Below are 21,370 nucleotides of genomic sequence, written 5' to 3'. Positions count from 1 at the left end.
TGCCCTCTCGATCTCCCTTGTCATAGAATGACCTCTGCTTGCGGAACTGAAACAGCAAAAAAAACACCTCCTTCCATAGAGGTGTTGTATCAGCCGATTACATGCCTGTGCCATACTGTCGCTGAAACGTCACGAGCAGCACACCATGCGGCGGAACGGTATACATCTGGTCATAGTCAAAGCTTGACTGCTGCGGATCGATCAACTCCAATCGAATTTCCGGTCCGCTGCGTTTGTGCAAATACTCCATTTCTTCTTCCGTTGGATAGGCCGGCGTACCGAGTCTTACCCATTCATCGAAAACGGAGCCATGCTCACGGTCCATGCGATAGGTCATCACCTTCATCGGAAACTGCAGCTCAACCCTCACATGATAAGCCCTGCTCCCCTTCTCTTCGAAAATACTGTATCGGTTCGTCTCCGAGAATCCTGACCAATCCCCGCTCGCGAACAGCGGATCGACATGCGCGTAATGATACATCAGGATTTGCAGATCACCGCTTGCGCTGCGCGTAACGACATAGCCATCCCCCTGCTCCACCAGCTGTTCACCAAGCTTTGACAACAACTCGAACGCATAATAACTTGGTTTCTTCAGCCCATTCCGATTAATTAATCCAAATCCGCCGTAGAAGGGTGGAACCGGCAGTTGGCTCTCCTCGAATACATCGGTGAACGACCAGAAGGCGATCGAGGTGAGTTGATTCATCATCCGAAGCGCATGCAAGATGACGAACGGCGCCATAAACATCGTATCGTGCACATAATTGCGATCATAGAGCGAGAAATTCCACTCCGTCATGTGCAGTTCCAAGTCAGACATGCGATGATCTTGAAGCAGCGCACGTACCCGTTCAACGGAATCGGTGTAGAAGGACGGAGGCATCATCGTCGTCAGCTTGTCCGTCTCTGCCTTCAGATTCGGGTATTCCGAATAGACGTGGAACGAGAAGAAATCGATAGGCACTTCTCGCGTTCGGCAATAGGTCAGGAACTCATCCGCCCATGTATCATTCCAGAGCGAACCATAGCCGAGCGCTGGCCCTCCGACCCGTAGGTCGCTTGCGACCTCTTTTACAGTGCGAGCCGTTGCCTCATAGAATTCGAAATACTCTTCCTTCGTCCCGGCCCAGCAGACACCTGACAGATCCGGCTCGTTCCAGACCTCGAAATACCACTGCCGCACTTCATCGATCCCATAACGATTCAAGCAATGATAAATGAACTCGCGCACGAGCGCATTCCATTTATCCTGATCCGCAGGTGGTGATATATTGCCCTTCCACCAGAAGATCGTCTCTTGCGATCTGCGCAAGGGCGTCGGCATGAAGCTAAGTTCCACGAACGGACGAATCCCCGACTGCAAGAGGAAATCATAGAGTTTATCCACATACGCCCAGTTATAGACCGGCTCGCCCGCTTCCGTCTCCCGATAGATCATCATCTCATCGTTGAAGATGCCATGGAACCGAATATGGCTAAAGGCGAGTTTACGCTGAAGCTCTGTAAATTGCGTCTGCCAATCGACCCGTAGTCCTTCGATGGCCCGTCCGGCTGTCGTGACCCGACTCCACGGCCTTGGGTAAGGCCGGCCGGCCTTCTCCTGCTGAACATGAATATCGATCTGTTCGTGAACGACATCGGTCGTGTCCAACATCGTTGCGCCTTCTTCGTTCCGCTCCAAATAGCGGTACAGCGACGCCATCGCCTGAATCGTGTCCGTCTCATAATAATCCCCGCTGGAGGACTCCTCATAAGTAAGCGGTTTTCGGTTCGAATCCTCCCGCTGTTCGGACGTCGACAATGCTTCTCGGAACGCACCCGGCGTACAATCATATTTCTCTTTAAAATATTTATTGAACAGCTTCACGTTCGCGAACCCGCAATCAAGCGCGATCTCTGTCAGCTTCTTGTGCGTATCCGATAATTCGGCAACGGCCTTCTCGAGACGAACCTGCGTCAAATATTTCTGAAAAGGAATCCCGATCTTGTCGCTGAAAAAATGCGAGAAATAATGCAGACTTAAATGCTCATGATCCGCCATCGATTGCAGCGTGATTTTCTCTGAATAATGCTTGTCCACATACTGCAAAATACGATTCAACCGTTGATAATCATAAGCCTTCACATCTTCCCGTGAAGTATCACTGCGCAGCGTAGAGAAATAACGCAGCAAATGACCTGCCAGAATCTGAAGTAGACCAAGTGAATAATTGCGGCTGCCCTGCGCTTTTTTGCTGGATTCCCAAGCCATCTGCGCAAGCGCGCTGCGGATACGGTCATAATGCCGAAGATTCTCGGGGGTCTGATGCAGCGAGTTACATTCGATGACCGCGTGATCATCCATCAGCTCTGGATTGAACTGCAGCGTCAATAGGACATTATCTTGGCTTGTCCGTTCAATTTGATGTACCGACATGCTATTAACGACAATGACATCGTCTTGGTTCAGTACGTATTGCCGTTGATCCAGATGGATCGTCACTGCGCCTTGCAGCACATAGATAATTTCGATTTCTTTATGCCAATGAAAAAGTACATGCGCCACACTGTTCACGAACAGCCGAATCGGCAGGTCGTCCTGATGTTCAATAAATTCGTAATAATATCCCATGGCGGATTCCCTCCTCGGATTAAAGTATATAGCGGGTTCCTGTTCTTTTCCTCGCGAACAACCACCATTCCTACGTCAAACCTTACCATTTGCATGAATGTTGTACGATTGGAGTATACGCGAAATCTTCTGCAAGAGGAAAGGTGGAATGTCATGAATCGAATCATTCCGATTCTGCCGTGCCAGTCAGTCAAAGAACAAGTTGCCTTTTATGAACAATTAGGGTTCGAGACCGTGGAATGGATTACGCGCCCAATGACTTCGAATGTGAAAAGCGCCACAGGGAAAATCCCGCGAACCGGACTTCCTCGCATTTCGAGCAAGATGTTAGAGAAATTTTTCCCTTCGGACATACATTCCATCCAAGCTGATGCATTAGACTTAGCCAAAATTTTGCTCGTTGCCATCGATCTGCATATCGAACGGAACGGCGAGGCTCCGCAGGCCATGCATGAGAAGATCCGCTCGTTGATGCAAGACAACGACACCGGGCAAGAATCGTGGCAACGCATCTCGCTGCGATACGATCCCCGTGTCCGCGGGAATTGATAATAAAAAGACTGGATAACGAACGGCGCGTGCCGGTCATATCCAGTCTTTCTGTCATGCCTTATTGTACTTTGATTGGATCGAAATATTTCTCTTGTACGAGCTTCGCCGCGGTATCAAGCTGTGCCTTCAGATCCGTGTTCTTATCCGAGAATACCTGCTGAATCACGTTCGTCATCGTCGCGTAGTAATCCTGCGTATTGTACTGCGCTTCAGGTTTGCCGTCCAACACGCTTAGAATATCAGGATTGTATTGGTAGACGTTATCGTACTTATCATAGATAGCTTTGACCTTCTTGCCATATTCAGATTCTGCTGCATAGTAGTTAATAAGCGGCGGTACGAAGAATTTGTTGTCTTTTTTCCGTGCTTGAATATCTGCTTCAAGCGCCTCTAGCCCTTTGTCAGAGAAATAATCGAAGGTAATATAATTGAACGCTGCTTCTTGCTCTTCCTTGCTCGCATTTGGATTGACGACGAGATAATCACCGCCAAGAACGCCTGTATGCTTGCCGCCTTTCTCCGCTGCAGGCATTGGATACGTCAAGACGTCCTCCGGCTTCAGACCGCCTTGGTTCAACGCTTGATCGACAACGCCATCCGAACCAGCCATCACCATCGCCGTTCTGCCTTGCGCGAAGGACCCTACAGCATCCCCCCAACCGAGTGCCCAGTCTTGTGGGATGGCGTTCGCTTCCCAGCGTAATTTTTTATAGAATTCTAATGCTTTCAGACCTGCTTCAGAATTAAATGTCGCATTGACTTTCGAATCGACGTTCTGGATTTCGCCGCCGGCTTCGAACAAGAAATTCGTCCAGTTCCAGCCCGCTTCGTTACCTTTGCCCATTGGCGCGATACCGGAAATGCCTTTCTTCGGATCGGCGACGCCCTTCGCTGTGTTCAGCATATCGTCCCAAGTCCAGTCGAATGGAGGGACTGCTACTTTCTTGTCGTCAAGCAGCTTCTTGTTGATCATCGTGGTGTTCACATATCCTTGCTGTGCAACACCGTACACTTTGCCATCGATAATGAATTGGTTCTGAAGAATCGGGTTAATCTCATCTTTATGGGCGTACTGGTTATAGAGCTCGGTAATATCTGCCGCCCAGCCCTTTTCAATTAAGAACTTAGCTTCTGTCGCGTACGTATTGAAGAACGTTGGCGCTTCATTCGCCGCCATTTTGACGCCGATCTCGCTGACATTGTACTGCCAGTCATCCTTCACGATATCCACATTGGGATACTTCTCTTGGAATCGCTTGATCTTCTCATCTTCTGCTGCCCGTTTCTCGACCAAATCCGGTGTTGGATAATGGATCTTGATCGTCACTTTCTGCGCTGCCGGATCCTCTGTCTTCGTTGTATCCGTTGTTGTCGTATTGTTGGAAGCCGTACCCGGATCCTTACTCTCTACTTTGGTGGAACTGCCGCTGCCGCAAGCTGCCAACATCGTACTTACGACTAAGAGACACATCAATAATAACGAAACCTTTCGCATGGGAACGCCCCTTCTTTCCTATATGGATATTGTTAACACCTTCATCATAATCGAGCTGATCGCACCTGCCGATGTGTGATCTTATGAAGGTTCATGTGCAACTCTACGATGCTGCGCACACCCGCCTATCCTTTGACACCGCCTAAATGAAGTCCCCGCATGATGTACTTCTGAAATACGAGGAACACGATGATCGGCGGAACCATGACCATGAAGAGGATCGCGAACTTAATATTCGTATCCAGCCGCCGCACATTAATGACGTATTTGTACATCGCCGTCGCAAGTGGATATTTATCTTCAGAATGCATGACAAGCGATGGCCAGAACCAGTCATTCCATGCCGTCGAGAAGACGAAGATCGCCAGCGTTGCGAAGATCGGAATCGATAACGGAAGCGCTATGCGGACGAAGGTCCCTACCTCCGAAGCACCATCGATCCGCGCCGCTTCGAGCAGCTCCATATGAACGCCGTCGAAGAAGCTCTTGAGCAGTAGAAGGAAGAACGCATTCGCGCCCGCTGGCAGCCAGAATGCCGCATAGCTGTTCAGCAGCCCAAGTTCTTTTAAGTTCACGAAGCTCGGAATCATATAGCTTGCCGCCGGGATGAATAACGTCACCATGAAGAAGAACTGAATGTACCGCTGATACGGCACGCGTAGCCGCGACAAGCTATAAGAAGCGAGCCCAAGCACGAAAACCGTGACAACCATATTGCCGATGAAAATGAATAACGTATTCTTCAGGAAAACGGTGAGATCGATATAGTTCCATCCTTTCGAGAAGTTGTCGAATTCCCATGTCGTCGGGAGAAACTTCGGCGGGAAGGAGTTCACTTCCGCGTTCGTCTTGAACCCGTTCAGCATCGTCACCGCAATCGGGTAGAGCATCGTAAACGCCATCCCCACAAGCATGAGCACCATGATCGCGTAGCCTATTTTGGTAGAGGTTCGTTTAAAATCGTAAGAGGATAAGATCCCGCGCTCCATCTGCTTCATCTTAGTTCTCCTCCTTATTCTGCAATCGGAACTGCAACGTCGCGAGCAGCCCTAACACGATAAACATCAATACGCCTAATGCCGTCGCTACCCCATAATCGAGCTTGTTGAAGGCGTACTTAACAATGAGCAGCGCATACGTTAATGTCGCATTATTCGGCCCGCCATCCAGCATCGCAAGCTGCGATTGATAGCCTTGAGAGGTTCCGATGAGCTGAAGGACTAACATCAAGAGAATCAAATTGCGCATCGAAGGCAATGTAATGTGCCGAATCCGGGCCCAGACGCCTGCCCCGTCGATCTCGGCTGCTTCGTACCAGTCCCGCGGAATACTGAGCACCGCTGCGAGATAGATGAGCATCGCCGATCCGAATTGCTGCCAAGTCTCCATCAGTACGAGGGAAATCATCGACCACTTGGTATCTGTCATGAAGGCAATTTGATCGAGACCAAGCGTCGTTAAGAGCGCATTGATCGGACCGACCGGATCGTACATCCAGCGCCATAGCCCGTACAATACGACGATGGGTACGACATAGGGTAGATAAGCCGCTACGCGAACCGCGCCCTGAAATTTCTTAAGCTCCGAGATGGCAATTGAGAAAACAATCGGTACCCAGAAACCGAAGAGAAGGCACAAGACCATATAATAGAAGCTGTTCTTGATCGCCTTGCCGACGTCTGGATCAGAGAAGACTGTCTTGTAATTGTCGAAGCCGACGTAGGTGTTCCCTTTCACAAAATCAACGTGATAGAAGCTATACACAAATCCTTTGATAATTGGTACCCATAGAAAAATGATAAATAGGAGCACCGCTGGGAGTAGAAACGCATATCCCCAGAAATGTTTGCGCAGCATGCCAGTGAATCGCATACGGGTCCCCTTCCTCCCTTACGTGTAGTGTCGTTTCACTCATTGTAGGAAAGAAGCGGACCCGGGGATAGGTGCAGAACTATGCAGATGATGGCTGATATTACTTCTTCACTTCGCTTGGACTCATGCCATAATATTTTTTGAATATTTTGCTGAAATGCTCAGGGGATTCGTAGCCTACCCGCTCCGAAATTTCATATCTTCGCAAATCCGTCTGGAGCAGCAGTCGCTTGCTCTCCTCCATCCGCAGTTTAATGACATACTCCCAGAGATTGTAGCCCGTGAACTTCTTATACAGGTAACTGAGATAATTCGGACTGACGTGGTTCTTCTGCGCAACCTCATGCAGCGTAAGCCCCTTCTGCGCATAATTCCCGTCAATGAAAGCTTTTGCTTGTTCCACGATGCTGTTGTTCTGCTGATGCAGTTCATCCTCCGTCGGTTCTTCGCGATCATACTGCGACCAATGAAAATTTCCGTAATAGAACACGTAATGATCCCGGTGCTGCTGATTCCAGCTAATGGCCTTGTGCGCTTGTTCGCTTAATACCCCAAGGAAAGATACACCGCGTAGAATCTGGCTGATGCCTACGACGCAAGACAAGCCCAAATATTTTAGAATGCTGGCATGAATGGTGCGCCCCAGCATCTCCAGATGATGAATTTTTGGGATGCCAGTATCTTGATAGGCCTCTTCATCCCATTGCACGATGACATGAATCTCCTGTTCCGTATAGAAGGCGATATGCTGCCAATCGTCCCGCATCAGCTCCTCGATCATATTCAACGAAGCATAATGCAGCAGGCCGAGATCAGCCGGGGTGACTTCACGCTCCGCCTTACGCTTCGATAGATCCAACCGGATCGTGAGAATCGCAAAATAAGGCCCTCGGAGCTTGAGCTCCTCCAGTTGCAGCGTTTGTGCCAATGGTTCTATGAAGGTAGACGGCTCCTTAATCAATTCGGCCAGCAAAGACATTCGATCCTGCAGCGGCTCCTCCATATGGAAATGGTCGGAATCGGCGAGCAGTGAGAACGTCTCGTCCAAGGAAGGCCGTCTGTGCGAAGATTTCAACAGCGCATCTCGGACGGAATCAAGCAGCAAGTTCTCATTGAGCGGCTTGACCAGGTAATCCTTCGCGCCGAGTCGAATCGCCTGCTGCGCATATTGGAACGTCTCATGGGCTGATATAATGATCGCTTCAATCGCAGGATTGAGCATTTTGGCTTGATGCATCAGCTCGATCCCGCTCATTGCGCCCATCTGAATGTCGGTAATTAAGAGATGAATCTCCTCCATCCGCAAATAATCCAATGCCTCGTGCCCGCTATGTGCCGTATAAATGCTCTGAATAGGTAGTCCCGTAGAGGCTAGCAAGCCGCTAAGCCCTTTGCAAATCAATGGTTCATCGTCAACAATCAATACGTTATACATGATGACTCCTCCCTTATGCTTGCTTGTCTATCGAACCATCCATCTCGATTGGGGTCAGAGGAATGCGAATCGTCACGGTCGTCCCGCCGCCTTCTCTAGCGCGGTAGTGAATGCCGTAAGCTGCGCCGAAATGAAGCTGGATGCGCTGATGGATATTGCGGATGCCGAAGCCCAGCTTCGGATTCGATTCTTCCGACGTTAAGAGCCTCGTGATTGCATCGAAATCGACCGTCTTGTAGCCATTGTCTTCGACTCGAATCTCCACATAGTCTGCTTCCGCGCGAGCTATGATGTTAATCTCGCCGTCTTCTTCCATCTGACGAACACCATGAATCATCGCATTCTCTACTAAAGGCTGCAGCGTAATTTTGGGGATCAGGTGGTGCGCAAGCCCCGGTTCGATGTCCCAGCGTACTTGGAACTGGTCGTCGTACCGTTTCTGCTGCAAGCGAATATAGGCTGCCACATGCTCTAGTTCCTCCTCGAACCGGATGAGCTCCCGGCCGCGGCTTAAGCCGATTTTCATCAGCTTCGACAATTCCTTGATCATCTCAGCCGATTCAGCGTTACCTTCCATCGTGCACTTCCAATAGATGCTCTCCAGCGTATTGTAGAGCAGGTGCGGATTGATCTGCTGATAGAGGATTTGCAACTGCGCTTCCTTCTGCTTGATCTCCATCTGATATTTATAAGTAATGAGCGTATTCAATCGGTTCGCCATCTCATACATGGCATGGACCAAGACACCGACCTCATCCTTGCGTTCGCGGAACGGCGTCGACGGGATGAGTTTGCCTGGCTCGTATCGGCGTACGAAAATCGCCAGCTTCTGCAGCGGCCTCATAATCGAGCGCCAGAAATACATCATGAAAATACAAACCACGACGGTGTACGTGATGGACATGTATTGAATGAGTTGCTTCAATTCGCTCTGCTGTTGCAAGAGCAGGTTCACCGGAACCTTGTAGAGCAGCTTCTGCCCGAGTGTATCGCTAATTTTGACAACATAGATAAACTGATCATCAATGAAATGATATGTATGCTCACTCACGTCGAACGTCTCATCCGTCGGCTCCGGTACGTGAATGACATGGCCGAACTGGCTAGGTACCGTCGAAGCGAGTACCTCATTATCCCGGTTCAGGTAGTAGATTTCCCCGCCCGGCAAGGAAATGGATTGCAGCGATGCGCCAATTTCATGATCCATCTGGGTCGCTACGAGTACCCCGATCACTTTCTTGCCGTTCGTAACCATATTAACCGCACGGACATACGCGAGCGTCTTGCGAGGCTGCAGCATTTCAGTTGCGTCAACGATCCGCATATAACCTTTTCCTTTTTTCTGAATCGCTTCTTGGAACCACGGCGGTTCATCCTGATCAGAGAAGAAATACACACCGCTAAGCGTATATTGAAATTTCGGCGCAAAAAAATACAAATCCTCCGGATCATATACGTAGAGCGAATAGTTCACATTGCTGCCCCCGTTCTGTCCGAGCGAATAACTGGCGAGCAGCTTCACCATCTCATCGTATTGATTTACACGCGCGATGACAGCATCTCTCGCATCCGGCACAAGCCGCTGGGTGATTGGATTCTGAATAATGGTTGTTGTGATTTTGTTAACGCTTTCAATGTTGCGGTCAATAAGCATCACATTCATCTTGTTCAGCTCGATATAGGCATTGGTCACATGCCGCTTTAGAATCTGCTCGGCCTTCGTGTTGCCATAAGCATGCAGCAGGAAGATCGGACCTACCATGACGAGGAATAATAAGATGAGCTGGTATTTGACTTTCATCTTGGTCAACGGATTTACCATCCGTGATTTCACACGGCCCACCTCCTGCAATTGTGCATCCATTGTAGCACATTCGGCCGCTGATCGTAGGTGCAAATCTATGTTTCTCATGTGTGTTGTTATGATACTTCATCACATGAAGAAGAGCGCGGCTGGCAGCAGCGCTCTTGGATAAGATCACAATATGAAAGTGCTATGTATACCGACGTTGTCTCAGCGCCTCATACAGCAATACCGACGTCGCCATCGCCACATTCAGCGATTCCGCGCGACCCGGCATCGGAATAATAATTCGGTCGTCGACATAAGCCTCGACCGCAGCCGATACGCCCTTGCCTTCATTCCCGACGAGCAACCATGTCGACGGACGGAAATCGTACGCATAACAGGTGTGCTCCGCCTGCAAGCTCGTGCTGACAATCCGTGCCCCGCTCCGCTTCGCGGCAGGCAATAGCTCGTGCAGATTGCCTTCGAGTACCGGCAGATGGAACATCGAGCCCATCGTCGCCCGAATCGTCTTCGGATTGTAGAGGTCAACGGTGCCTTTCCCAAGGATGACCGCATCGGCGAGCACGGCATCCGCGCTGCGAATGATCGTGCCCAGATTGCCCGGATCTTGGACACCATCGACGACAACAACGAGCGCATGCTCTTGTTCCATTAATGCACCCATGTCTGAGCTTTGCTTGTGTACGATGGCGAAGACGGGTTGTGGCGTCTCCGTCGAGCTGCATTTGGCGATGATCGCTTCCGTCACGCCAATCCACTCCACATCCAGATGCGATGCCGTGAGCTTTTCGATGTCCGCAGGCATGCCCTGCTCCATGCTGTAGACAATGCATTCCACAGGGGCGTCTGAGATCAGTGCTTCCTGAACTAAGTGAATGCCTTCAATAATATATTTGTGTTCTTTATCTCGTGTTTTTTTCTCCAGAAGCTGCGCCCATTGCTTGACACGCGGATTCTGTACAGATGTGATCTCCATGTTCCCCTCACCCATTCGCATAATGAATCTCCATCTTCTGGAGATCCTTGTTCGCCCCAACGATTATGAGGATGTCATCGGATTTAATGTTATCATCCGCATTGGGGGAAATATTCATTTTCCCGTTGTTCTTGATCGCCATCACGTTACAGCCGAATTTGGCACGAACGTCCAATTGCTTCAAGTTCTTGCCGATCATTTGCGGTACCGCCTGCATCTCGATAATACTATGATCGCTGGACAATTCAATGAAATCCATAATGTTCGGAGAGACGAGATGATGCGCAACGCGCAATCCCATATCCCGCTCCGGATAAATGACTTTATCCGCTCCGATTTTATTGAGTACTTTCCCGTGCAATTCATTCTGCGCCTTCACAATAATTCTTGGTACACCAAGATCTTTTAGAATCAAAGTAGTCAGGATGCTGGATTGGATATCTTGTCCAATCGAGACGACGACCACATCGAAATTACGTATCCCGAGCGCTTTCAACGCTTCTTCATCCGTCGAGTCGGCAGATACGGCATGTGTCACGATATTGACGATATCCTGAACACGGCCTTCATCACTATCAATTGCTAGAACCTCAAACCCCATATCGCTAATAGCACGAGCCACACTTGAACCGAAACGCCCCATGCCAATGACTGCAAATTGTTTCTTCGCCACGCCTGTCACCTTCCCCGTTGAAATCTCAATAGTGATTATTATACCACACAACCTCGGAACGCATGAAAGTATGGGTTCAAAAAGTCAACTTTTCAACATGTTATGAACTACCTCAAATTGTACAATTTCTTAGGGAATCATTCATAAGCGGCTTGGGCATAGTACTCAAGAATCCACTCTGGAGGTGCAAGTACATGGGTATAACACTGGATTTGCGACAAGCGATTCTCCGTAAAGTACAGAATAAGACCGATGCCGAGATTGCCGACATGATTGAGGATTCCATTGATTATGACGAGAAGGCACTTCCGGGGCTTGGCGTGTTATTCGAACTGATCTGGAAACAAGTCGACGACAAGACACATGATGAGCTTATTCATGCGCTGCAAGAAAAGCTCTCCTCCGACGCCCCTGCTCACTCGTAGATCATCACGAACCTTTCCCTTGATGGGAAAGGTTTTGTTTTTTCACATGTTTATCACAATTCTATGATTCAAATTGGAAGAAAAGAGAAACGAAAAGCGTTCTGATACGTTCTAGTATAGTGTTTAAGTTATACGTTCAACGGATACTTCTGTGAACAACCTTATAGGGGGATGAAGGGGATATTGGTAGACTCATCGTCTAACCCTATAGCACCATACTAGAAAGGAGGCTGCATCTTGCTGCGTGTAGAACATTTATCCCACGTCTTTCGCAATGGAAGCGAAGACACACCAGTCCTCAGAGACATTAATTTCACCATACATAAAGGCGAGATCGTCGCATTGCTCGGCAGTTCCGGTTCTGGTAAGTCCACGCTGCTCAACTTGATGGCAGGTCTGATGAAACCGACGGAAGGTACCATTTTGATTGCGGGGCAAGCCATCGAGAAAATGAACGAAAATAAACTCGCTGAATTCCGGCGGACGAACATTGGCTTTATTTTTCAAGCGTATGAGCTAATCTCGCATATGACCGTACGCGAAAATGTGGAGCTTCCTCTTGTATTCCAGGGGGTCAAGCCTAACAGCCGCAAAGAAAGAGCGCTCTCGCTGCTCGAGAAAGTCGGACTCAAAGACAAGACGGAGATGTTCCCTTCCCAGCTCTCCGGCGGACAGCAGCAGCGTGTAAGTATCGCGCGTTCGTTAATTACGATGCCATCGATCGTATTCGCAGACGAACCTACGGGGAACTTGGATACGAAGACAGAGAACGAGATCATCGACCTGCTCGTTGAATTGAATCAATCGCTGCAGCTGACCTTCGTCATCGTTACGCATGAGAAGGAAGTAGCAGATCGGACGAAACGAATCATTCAATTGCGGGATGGCTATTTGATCGACCAGTCGGTGGAGACGGGAGGTCAAGTCACATCATGAGAATTCGCGATTATATTAGCATTGGTTGGGATCAGCTCAAACGAAGAAAGGTCGTTACGGCGATGTGTACCATCGGGATCGCCATCGGTTCGGCTGCGATTATCGTCGCCCTGTCCCTAGGGGAATCGGCGCAGCAGTATGCGCAAGAGCAGGTGAATTCTTTTCTCAAGATCGATGAGATAACGATCATGAATGAGACGGACTCCAAGTCGCAAGACAGCAGTTCTTCCGAATCAGACCGTGGCGTCATCACGAAGCAAAAGCTCAATATTATTGCGCAGCTTCCGCATGTCAAAGCCGTTGGGACCTATAAAAGCATCGGTAATTTCGGATTCAGCGTCGATGAGAACAAAGAAGGGCGTCTAGAATTAACGGCGACCAATCTGGAATCGCTCGAAGCGTTCGATAACAAGTTCAAACAAGGCGGCATCTCCGAACAAGAAAATACCGTCGTGCTTAGTTATGGGGCGATGATGGGGCTGATGGATCAAGAAGCGATGGAAGCACGGGACAAGCAAATCCGGGCTAATCCGAATGATGAAGCGCTCTGGGAACAGTTCCGTGAGATGGATAAAATTGTGACACCGCTCTACCAGAAGCAATTGAAACTGAAGATCGACGTCACCCAAGATCTCAATAACCCCAAAATCGTCGAAATCCCGTTGCGGGTCGTTGGCGTTCTTGATAAGCCGTCTGGCGTATCGGATAACCAAGTCTCCTGGATGAAGGATGCTTATATCTCGCATGCACTAGCGGATCAGATTACGGATTTAATGAAAGCAGCACGTCCTAGTACTGGACTTCCTCCAGAGCTAAGCGTGGAATTCAACAAAGCCGTCGTCAAAGTCGATGATATTAAAAATGTCGAGTCGCTCGATAAGACCATCAAGAAATTAAGGTTATCGCCGCAGAACAACTTGCATCAGCAGGATCGACTCGCTGAACAATTCGCCATTGTACGTACGGTTGCGCTTGGTGTCGGGTTATTCGTCTTGTTCATTGCATCGATATCCATTGTCGTAGCCATGACCATGTCGACCTATCAGCGGCGCAGACAAATCGGGATTATGAAGGTGCTTGGGGCGAACCTCGCGCAGATTCGCAACATGTTTATCGTAGAATCAGCACTCCTCGGCCTTGTAGGCGGCGTGTTCGGCATTCTATTTTCCTATTGGGTCGTCTGGGGAATTAATGCGCTCCTCATGGCAACCGAAGGCGGAGACCGGAGCATCCTGTTTATCTCCACATGGATTCTGGGCGTCGGTATATTCTTCGCTGTCCTAACCGGTGTCTTATCGGGGATTTATCCTGCGATCAGCGCATCGAGAACGGATGCTCTAACAGCCATCAAACGAGACTAGAATACGAACGAATACAGGAGAGTGAAATCGATCATGAAGAAGAAAATATGGCTTGGGATCGCAGCCCTCATCATTATTGGGATCAGCTTCGGTCTCTATAGCATAAGTACACCGAAACCGCCGGTTGTCGCAGACAGCCTGGACTCGGCATTGCAATTCGAAGTAACGAAAGAAGACTTATCCAAGACGATTGACGTAAAGGGCAAGTCATCCTATCTGAACGAGACGGTAATATACGCTCCATATGACGCATCTATCCTCAAGTGGAACGTCAAAGACGGCATGCAGATCAAGCAAGGAACGACTTTGTTCTCCCTCGATCAGACCAAATTACATAACGAAATCGCTCAGATCGAAGCACAGTTGCAAAAATCGGCGCTGGAAACCAGACTTAGCGACCTACAAGCCAATGCAGCGGAAGCAGATGCCACATTAAGCCTGTCCGAAGCGGATGCAAAGCGCGGATTCGTCGAACGCGAAAAGAATAAGATCATGAATGAGCTGAATCAAGTGAATGACCAGATCAGCAAGACAGAGCTGGATTCGAAGCGGAAGAAGCTGCAGCAAGCGGATTTCAAGACGCCAGCTTCTGGAATCTTCTTATTCGATGACGCGAACGCGATTCCAAAATCGGTGCGCGAGAATGATCGAATCGGCAAAATCGTTGACCTCGATAAGCTTCAGCTCGTATCGTATGTGGGTGAACAAGACGTCTTTCAGATCAAGGAAGGCATGCCTGTCAAAGTGAAAATCAATGCGCTCAAAAATGTCGTTCTTACTGGGAAAGTCGTCAGCGTATCGAAGTTCGCGAAGACGGGAACCGAGCAGAATGCTTCCCAATCCGCTCAGTTCCAAGTCAATATCAGTCTGTCCAAAAACGATAACCTCATTGCGGGTCTCAGCTTAACCGGTTCCATTGAGGTTGCGAATAAACCCGATGTATTGGTCATTCCGACCATTGCCGTACAACGGGAAAAAGATCAATATTATGTGATGTTGAAATCAGCCAACGGCGTAGAGAAGAAATATATTAAGATTGGTCTTGAGACACCAGATAAGACGGAAGTAATGGAAGGCTTGAAGGAGAAAGACACCGTCGTATTGCAGTAAATAATTCGGAGGACTAACCGTTATTATATTAATATTTCATACAGGCCGATGAGGCACAGCAGGACGCCTGCCACTACACTCGAATACCGCCCGAACCATGTTCTAGCGATTCTACTGCCGACAGCAGAGCCTACGCCGATGAATAGGACGGACAGTACGCCAGTGATGACCGTCGTCCATAGAGCAGATATTCCTGTCGCGCCGGCGCCGATGCCGGTCGCAATATTATTCAGCGTTAAGGCCATACCCAGCGCTAAGGATTCTCTCCAAGAGATCACTTGATTGTGATCCTGATCCGCATGGATCGGATCTCGCAGCACCTCAGATAAAGTAGGAGCTTCAAGCTCCTCCTTCACGTCTGGGGATCGCAGACTCCCCCATAACGTCCATACACCAATCAGAATAATGACAATCGCTCCTAACCAATTCGCCAGGGCACTGGAGACGAACTGAACGAGCCATTCCCCCATCCGCATCGAGAAATACGTACCAATCATCGTTATGCACGCAATGAGGATATTCGGCAGCCACGGTATTCTCGTTCGCTTCATGCCAAAGGACAAGCCAATTCCCAAATTATCTAAATTCGAAGCAATGGCAAACATTATGACAGATACCCAGTGCATATTCAATCACCTCTTCTTGTTCCATCCTACTCTATGCCCATTTGAAGAAGATGTGACAGAAACTGATATCTGCCTATCCAAATTGAATCGAATCCGCCGACGGCCCCCTCTCTCCCATCAGCTTCATAAGTGCTTCATTATGCTGTTGCTCCAGCTCATACGCCATCGTACCGAGTTCCGGACGCAATTGGAATTCAATGGACGTGTCCCGTTTCAACCAAGCTGTATTCCTTCTTGCCGCGCTGCGCTGTACATCCTCAATGGTTGCCATCGGGATCGCATGTGCTTCCCCGTAGGCCGCAGAGATCGCTGCCTGACGATACGATTGGCGGAGCTCTAGAACGGGTTTAACCGTACCTATGCCCAGGGTAATATTTGTTCCAAATACGTAATCTAGCAGCTTATACAGTCGTTCTGCACGTAATAATGCTGCTTTACCTAACACATCCCAATCGTCCTCTACGACGAAGAACACGGTCATGTATCGATTCATCATAGGACTCGTAACGCATGGTCCCAGCTGCTTCGTAAAATGATTTACAGCATCATAATACCTGGTTAAGCGCATATGATTCTCCGTTGGGCTAATCCCTTCGATTTGGGGAAAAGCGATCATCATCGCATATCCTGTATGCCACGGAAGACCGAGAATATCCGTCAGTTGTTGAAACTTCGCATCGGGTATCGACTCCATCATTAGCAGAATGGCCAGTAGATTCTCGGTCATTGGGATAATCGATTTCGTCTTATTCAGTTCAATGCGGTGTGCTATCCGCTTCATTTGCCCTAGATCTAATTCCTGCACCTGTCTACGAAGTGCCATTAGCAGATCTTCATTCGAGCATGGATCGCCGGGGATGACATACACGATTCTGCATCTCGGGTGAAGCTGCCTCACCGTGTAAGAGCGTATCGTATCTGAGCAGCCGAATATTAGAACATCTGCCCCTTTCTGCTCGATATACCGTTTCATCATTTCTTCACTTTCTATGTGAAAGAGCTGGAATATCCCCGGCAGACACCGAGTAATGAGCTCCTCTAACCTATCATACTCCTCTGGTTCATCACTTACGATGAATAACCGATACATCGAAATCCCCCCTTAGCTACAATCCTAAGAACCTGCTGTTACGCTGATTTTGCCTCACCCTCTTTATTTGGATGCGCTTCCAATTGGTAATTAGATACAGTTTATCATAAAAAAACAAGGTTATCGATAGCCAGAGCTAATCGATAACCTTAAGTTTTGATGAACGTTTTGTTACGGTGCTGTTTCAAGGAATTTGGCTGTCGGGTTCTTGTCCATAGCCGTCCGCATCGCATATTCGTTCTCGAAGAGGACAACATAATTGCCCTTCTTATCCGTTACGAGCTGGGAATTGATACGGAACTTACTTGGGTCGATTTTGTTCTCTTCATCCACGATCCAACGAGCAAATTGATAGGACATTCGCTGTAATTGCACGTCGACGCCATATTCACCCTTCATCCGGTATTCGAATACTTCGAATTGGAGTTGTCCAACAACGCCTAGGATTGTCTCGTCGAAGCCGCTGGCCGATTGGAAGACCTGAATGGTCCCTTCCTCTGTCAGCTGATCGACACCCTTCTGATATTGCTTATGCTTAAGCGCATTTTTCACGGTCACTTTGGCAAAGATCTCTGGCGAGAACGTCGGCAGCTCATCGAATACGACTTCACTGCTCTGACTAAGTGAATCGCCGATACGGAAGATCCCTGGATCGAACAATCCGATAATATCCCCGGGGTACGCATATTCAACAATATCCCGATCTTGCGCGAGGAACTGCTGCGGCTGCGATAGCTTAATTTCTTTTCCTGCACGCACGTGCTTAACGCTCATCCCACGCTGGAACTTACCGGAGCAGATACGGAGGAAAGCAATCCGGTCACGGTGAGCCGGATTCATATTGGCCTGGATTTTGAAAATGTATCCCGTGAACTTCTCGTTCTCAAGCGGATCGATCGGACCTGCCGTACTGTTGCGCGGTGTCGGTTTTGGTGCAAGTTCAAGGAAGTTCTCCAAGAAGGTCTGCACCCCAAAGTTATTGATCGCACTGCCGAAGAAGACAGGCGTTAATTCGCCGCGTTTAACTTTCTCCAGATCAAATGGATCGCCTGCAACATCTAACAGCTCAAGCTCCTGGCATAATTGATCATGCAGGAACTCGCCTGCCATCTCACGAATAATGGGATCTTCATAGTTCTCTACCTTACGAACCTGAATCTCGGAATGATCATTCCCTTGGAACAATTCCACTTGGTTATGGACACGGTCATAGACGCCGCAGAGATCACGGCCTGTGCCGATTGGCCAGTTCATTGGCACCGAGCGGATGCCAAGTACTTCTTCCAACTCTTCCATCAATTCGAACGGGCTGCGGCCCTCACGGTCCAATTTGTTAATGAACGTGAAGATCGGAATCCCGCGCTTCGCACAGACTTGGAATAGCTTCACCGTCTGCGCCTCGACCCCTTTGGCAACGTCGATCAACATGACGGCGCTATCCGCAGCAGTGAGCGTACGGTACGTATCTTCACTGAAGTCTTGGTGACCCGGTGTATCCAGAATGTTAATCCGATGACCTTTATAATCAAATTGCATCACAGATGACGTAACCGAGATCCCGCGCTGCTTCTCGATCTCCATCCAGTCTGATGTTGCATGCTTGCTTGCCTTACGTGCTTTGACCGATCCCGCTTCACGAATCGCGCCCCCGAATAAGAGCAATTTCTCCGTCAATGTTGTTTTACCAGCATCCGGGTGAGAAATGATCGCGAACGTGCGTCGTTTATTGACTTCAATCTGTAATTCTTCGGCTAATGTTTTGCTCATGCCCCATGTCCCTTCATCTACAAAATCATAACTTATATTGTAACATATTGAAGCGTGAAAATGTATTCGAATTGGAAGCGATCGCACCCATTTCATAAAGAAAGACGCCTTCGTCTGCCTTGCTGGCAGGAAAGCGTCTCTATGAATCCCTTATTGCGCTGCTAATGCACGAATGACAACTGAAATGACTTGATCTTCACCTTGATGTTCATGTTCAATGACGACCCAGTTCGCAGCAAGTGCCGATTTTAAAGCTTCCACATCCGCCACGGAGAGACGAAGCGCATCCACTCGTCCTTCGCTGGCCTTGAAGTCACGATCTGCTTCAACGCCAAATCGCTCACGGAGCCAGATTTTCAGCCCATTGTTCGTATTGAAGGTAATCTTATAGCCGTCACGAATCGCTTGTTCCAGCGGCTCGCCGTTCTCCTCCGCATAAGAGAGGAAATCATCGTAGCTATAATACTCTTCTTCAGCGACTTTGAGCGGCGACAAATCGCCTGTAAGAACGACGTTAAGCAGCACGTCATCGGTAATCCCGAAGCGGCGAGCCCGCTCCATCATAATCGCCGTATTCTGCGAGATTTTTACGATAGCACTCATACCTTGCACATCCCTTCACCATAATTCAAGTTTCACTTAATATAAATGACAGGCGGTATAATGGCCTGGCGATATTTCTTTCCATTCCGGTTCCACGGCACGGCAATGATCTGTCGCAAAGGGACACCGGGAGGCGAACTTACAACCTTGCATATCGTTCAGCGGGCTCGGTAAATCCCCCTTCAATAACTCCGACGGCGCCGCAGCTGCTTTCGGATCCGGTACAGGAATTGCGGATAGCAACGCTTGCGTATACGGGTGTGCCGGATGGGTGTACAACTCATCGCTCGGCGCGAGTTCAACCAGCTTGCCCAGATACATAACCCCGATCCGGTTCGAAATATGGCGGACCATCGACAAATCATGGGCGATGAACAGATACGTTAAGCCGAATTCGCCCTGTAAATCTTCCAGCATATTCACGACCTGCGCCTGCACGGATACGTCGAGTGCCGAGATCGGCTCATCACATAGAATGAATTCCGGGTTCACGGACAAAGCCCTTGCGATACTAATCCGCTGACGCTGCCCGCCGCTGAATTCGTGCGGATAGCGGTCGATATGTTCTGATTTCAGGCCTACTTTATTCAGCAACTCGAGAACACGCTCATCGCGTTCCTTGCGGCTGCCGAATCCGTGGATCTCCATCGGTTCATTGATGATTTGCGAGACGTTCATGCTTGGATTCAGCGAAGAGTAAGGATCTTGGAAGATCGCCTGCATCCGTTTGCGGAACGGCTTAAGCTCCTTCTCCTTCATCTTCGCGACATCTTTGCCGTCGAACCAGATCTCGCCGTCCGTTACCTCATGAAGCCGCACAATGCTTCGGCCCGTCGTCGACTTTCCGCAACCGGATTCGCCGACAAGACCGAAGGTCTCGCCTCGGTTAATATGAAAGCTGATATTATCAACGGCCTTAAGCACCTTTTTATCGCGTCCGAAGCCGCCTGAACCTACCGGGAAATATTTCTTCAGATGTCGGACATCGAGCAGCACATCGTCTTTCTTACTCATTGTACTTCCTCCCCTCGGCCCTTAGCCTCATGCTGCATATCATCGGAGAGCAACCAGCATAGAGAACGATGCCCTTCTTCGGGTACGAAATATGGCGGCATCTCGCGGCATTTGTCCATCGCATGCGGACAACGTTCCATGAAGGGGCAGCCTGACGGCGGATGAAGCAGGTTCGGCGGCGTTCCTTCGATCGAGACGAGACGCTCACGCTGTCCTTCCTTCACCCGTGGGATCGAACGCAGCAAGCCTTGTGTATACGGGTGGCTTGGACGTTCGAAGATGTCTTCCACGGTGCCCTCTTCCATAATCATGCCTCCGTACATGACAATCACACGTGTACATACTTGAGCAACGACGCCCAGATCGTGCGTAATGAGCAAAATCGATGTCTTGGTCTTATCACGTAAATCTTTCATCAGAGCCAGAATTTGCGCTTGGATCGTCACGTCGAGCGCCGTCGTCGGCTCATCGGCGATGAGGAGCTCAGGCTTACAGGATAGGGCCATCGCGATCATAACGCGCTGGCGCATCCCGCCGCTGAACTCATGCGGATATTGATCAATCCGTTGCTCCGGCGAAGGAATCCCAACTTCACGCAGCAGCTCAATCGCACGCTGGCGGCTCTCAGCTTTACTCAATTTCTGATGCCGACGAATCACTTCAATCATTTGTGATCCCACGCGCTTCACCGGATTGAGCGAAGTCATTGGATCTTGGAAGATCATCGCGATTCTGTTCCCGCGAATTTGACGCAGCTCGGGATCCGACATCTGGCGTATATCTTGGCCGTGAAAGAGAACCTTGCCGTCTTTAATGACACCTGGAGGCGGAATTAGCCCCAAGATGGATTTTGCGGTAATACTCTTCCCGCTTCCTGACTCGCCAACAGTGCCGATTACCTCGCCTTGCTGCACGTCAAAGCTAACCCCGCGGACCGATTCAACCTCGCCATCACGCGTCATAAAAGACGTTTTTAAATTTTGCACGGATAATAATTGTGTCATACGTCTC

19 protein-coding genes are annotated in these 21,370 nt (G+C 49.2%); 5 read left to right on the top strand and 14 right to left on the bottom strand.

Annotated elements, in window-relative coordinates:
• Window positions 1-97: 97 nt before the first annotated feature.
• Complete coding sequence (locus tag GCU39_RS29810; protein WP_152396782.1) at window positions 98-2,614, bottom strand: GH39 family glycosyl hydrolase; 2,517 nt, start codon at window positions 2,612-2,614, stop codon at window positions 98-100.
• Window positions 2,615-2,767: 153 nt separating this feature from the next.
• Between GCU39_RS29810 and GCU39_RS29805 the strand changes: the two genes are divergently transcribed.
• A complete protein-coding gene (locus GCU39_RS29805; RefSeq protein WP_152396781.1) occupies window positions 2,768-3,163 on the top strand; it encodes a DUF8817 family protein in 396 nt (131 codons plus the stop codon).
• Window positions 3,164-3,224: 61 nt separating this feature from the next.
• Here the strand turns inward: GCU39_RS29805 and GCU39_RS29800 are convergent, their stop codons facing one another.
• From GCU39_RS29800 to GCU39_RS29770, 7 genes are all read right to left on the bottom strand, one after another.
• Window positions 3,225-4,661, bottom strand: a complete 1,437-nt coding sequence (locus GCU39_RS29800) for an ABC transporter substrate-binding protein (protein ID WP_152396780.1) — start codon at window positions 4,659-4,661, stop codon at window positions 3,225-3,227.
• A 125-nt stretch (window positions 4,662-4,786) separates the two neighbouring features.
• A complete protein-coding gene (locus GCU39_RS29795; protein WP_152396779.1) occupies window positions 4,787-5,659 on the bottom strand; it encodes a carbohydrate ABC transporter permease in 873 nt (290 codons plus the stop codon).
• Window position 5,660: 1 nt separating this feature from the next.
• The gene (locus GCU39_RS29790) at window positions 5,661-6,518 is read right to left on the bottom strand and encodes a carbohydrate ABC transporter permease (RefSeq protein WP_321575613.1); all 858 of its coding nucleotides are present in this window, start codon (window positions 6,516-6,518) and stop codon (window positions 5,661-5,663) included.
• A 115-nt stretch (window positions 6,519-6,633) separates the two neighbouring features.
• Complete coding sequence (locus GCU39_RS29785; RefSeq protein ID WP_152396777.1) at window positions 6,634-7,968, bottom strand: response regulator; 1,335 nt, start codon at window positions 7,966-7,968, stop codon at window positions 6,634-6,636.
• Between the two features lie 13 nt (window positions 7,969-7,981).
• Window positions 7,982-9,802: a cache domain-containing sensor histidine kinase gene (locus tag GCU39_RS29780; protein WP_152396776.1), complete on the bottom strand. Its 1,821-nt coding sequence runs from the start codon at window positions 9,800-9,802 to the stop codon at window positions 7,982-7,984.
• 160 nt (window positions 9,803-9,962) lie between these two features.
• Window positions 9,963-10,754 carry a TrmH family RNA methyltransferase gene (locus GCU39_RS29775; protein WP_152396775.1) on the bottom strand — a complete coding sequence of 264 codons (792 nt, stop codon included), beginning with the start codon at window positions 10,752-10,754 and terminating at the stop codon, window positions 9,963-9,965.
• Between the two features lie 7 nt (window positions 10,755-10,761).
• Window positions 10,762-11,427 (bottom strand): potassium channel family protein, encoded by a 666-nt coding sequence (locus GCU39_RS29770; protein WP_152396774.1) that lies wholly within the window; start codon window positions 11,425-11,427, stop codon window positions 10,762-10,764.
• Window positions 11,428-11,621: 194 nt separating this feature from the next.
• On the opposite strand from GCU39_RS29770, the gene sspI reads away from it, so the two are divergent.
• The 4 genes from sspI to GCU39_RS29750 all read left to right on the top strand — a co-directional run bounded on the left by sspI (window position 11,622) and on the right by GCU39_RS29750 (window position 15,259).
• The gene (gene sspI / locus GCU39_RS29765) at window positions 11,622-11,852 is read left to right on the top strand and encodes a small acid-soluble spore protein SspI (RefSeq protein WP_152396773.1); all 231 of its coding nucleotides are present in this window, start codon (window positions 11,622-11,624) and stop codon (window positions 11,850-11,852) included.
• Window positions 11,853-12,089: 237 nt separating this feature from the next.
• Entirely contained in the window at window positions 12,090-12,788 is a 699-nt protein-coding gene (locus tag GCU39_RS29760; RefSeq protein ID WP_152396772.1) for an ABC transporter ATP-binding protein, read from the top strand.
• Window positions 12,785-14,149 (top strand): ABC transporter permease, encoded by a 1,365-nt coding sequence (locus GCU39_RS29755; RefSeq protein ID WP_152396771.1) that lies wholly within the window; start codon window positions 12,785-12,787, stop codon window positions 14,147-14,149. Before GCU39_RS29760 ends, GCU39_RS29755 begins: the two co-directional genes overlap by 4 nt.
• Window positions 14,150-14,182: 33 nt before the next feature.
• Window positions 14,183-15,259, top strand: coding sequence for an efflux RND transporter periplasmic adaptor subunit (locus tag GCU39_RS29750; RefSeq protein WP_152396770.1), 1,077 nt, complete (start codon window positions 14,183-14,185; stop codon window positions 15,257-15,259).
• A 23-nt stretch (window positions 15,260-15,282) separates the two neighbouring features.
• Here the strand turns inward: GCU39_RS29750 and ytaF are convergent, their stop codons facing one another.
• From ytaF to GCU39_RS29720, 6 genes are all read right to left on the bottom strand, one after another.
• Window positions 15,283-15,885, bottom strand: a complete 603-nt coding sequence (ytaF, locus tag GCU39_RS29745) for a sporulation membrane protein YtaF (protein WP_152396769.1) — start codon at window positions 15,883-15,885, stop codon at window positions 15,283-15,285.
• 73 nt (window positions 15,886-15,958) lie between these two features.
• Complete coding sequence (locus GCU39_RS29740) at window positions 15,959-16,975, bottom strand: CdaR family protein (protein ID WP_152396768.1); 1,017 nt, start codon at window positions 16,973-16,975, stop codon at window positions 15,959-15,961.
• 171 nt (window positions 16,976-17,146) lie between these two features.
• Complete coding sequence (locus tag GCU39_RS29735; RefSeq protein ID WP_152396767.1) at window positions 17,147-18,742, bottom strand: peptide chain release factor 3; 1,596 nt, start codon at window positions 18,740-18,742, stop codon at window positions 17,147-17,149.
• A gap of 150 nt (window positions 18,743-18,892) precedes the next feature.
• Window positions 18,893-19,345 (bottom strand): hypothetical protein, encoded by a 453-nt coding sequence (locus GCU39_RS29730; protein ID WP_152396766.1) that lies wholly within the window; start codon window positions 19,343-19,345, stop codon window positions 18,893-18,895.
• A gap of 36 nt (window positions 19,346-19,381) precedes the next feature.
• Window positions 19,382-20,359, bottom strand: a complete 978-nt coding sequence (locus GCU39_RS29725) for an ABC transporter ATP-binding protein (protein WP_152396765.1) — start codon at window positions 20,357-20,359, stop codon at window positions 19,382-19,384.
• Window positions 20,356-21,363 carry an ABC transporter ATP-binding protein gene (locus GCU39_RS29720; RefSeq protein ID WP_152396764.1) on the bottom strand — a complete coding sequence of 336 codons (1,008 nt, stop codon included), beginning with the start codon at window positions 21,361-21,363 and terminating at the stop codon, window positions 20,356-20,358. Before GCU39_RS29720 ends, GCU39_RS29725 begins: the two co-directional genes overlap by 4 nt.
• Window positions 21,364-21,370 lie beyond the last annotated feature (7 nt).

Origin of the sequence: Paenibacillus guangzhouensis, assembly GCF_009363075.1 — a bacterium.
In the GTDB taxonomy this organism is placed as follows: Bacteria; Bacillota; Bacilli; order Paenibacillales; family Paenibacillaceae; genus Paenibacillus_K; species Paenibacillus_K guangzhouensis.
This window is presented reverse-complemented; position numbering and strand designations above follow the sequence as displayed.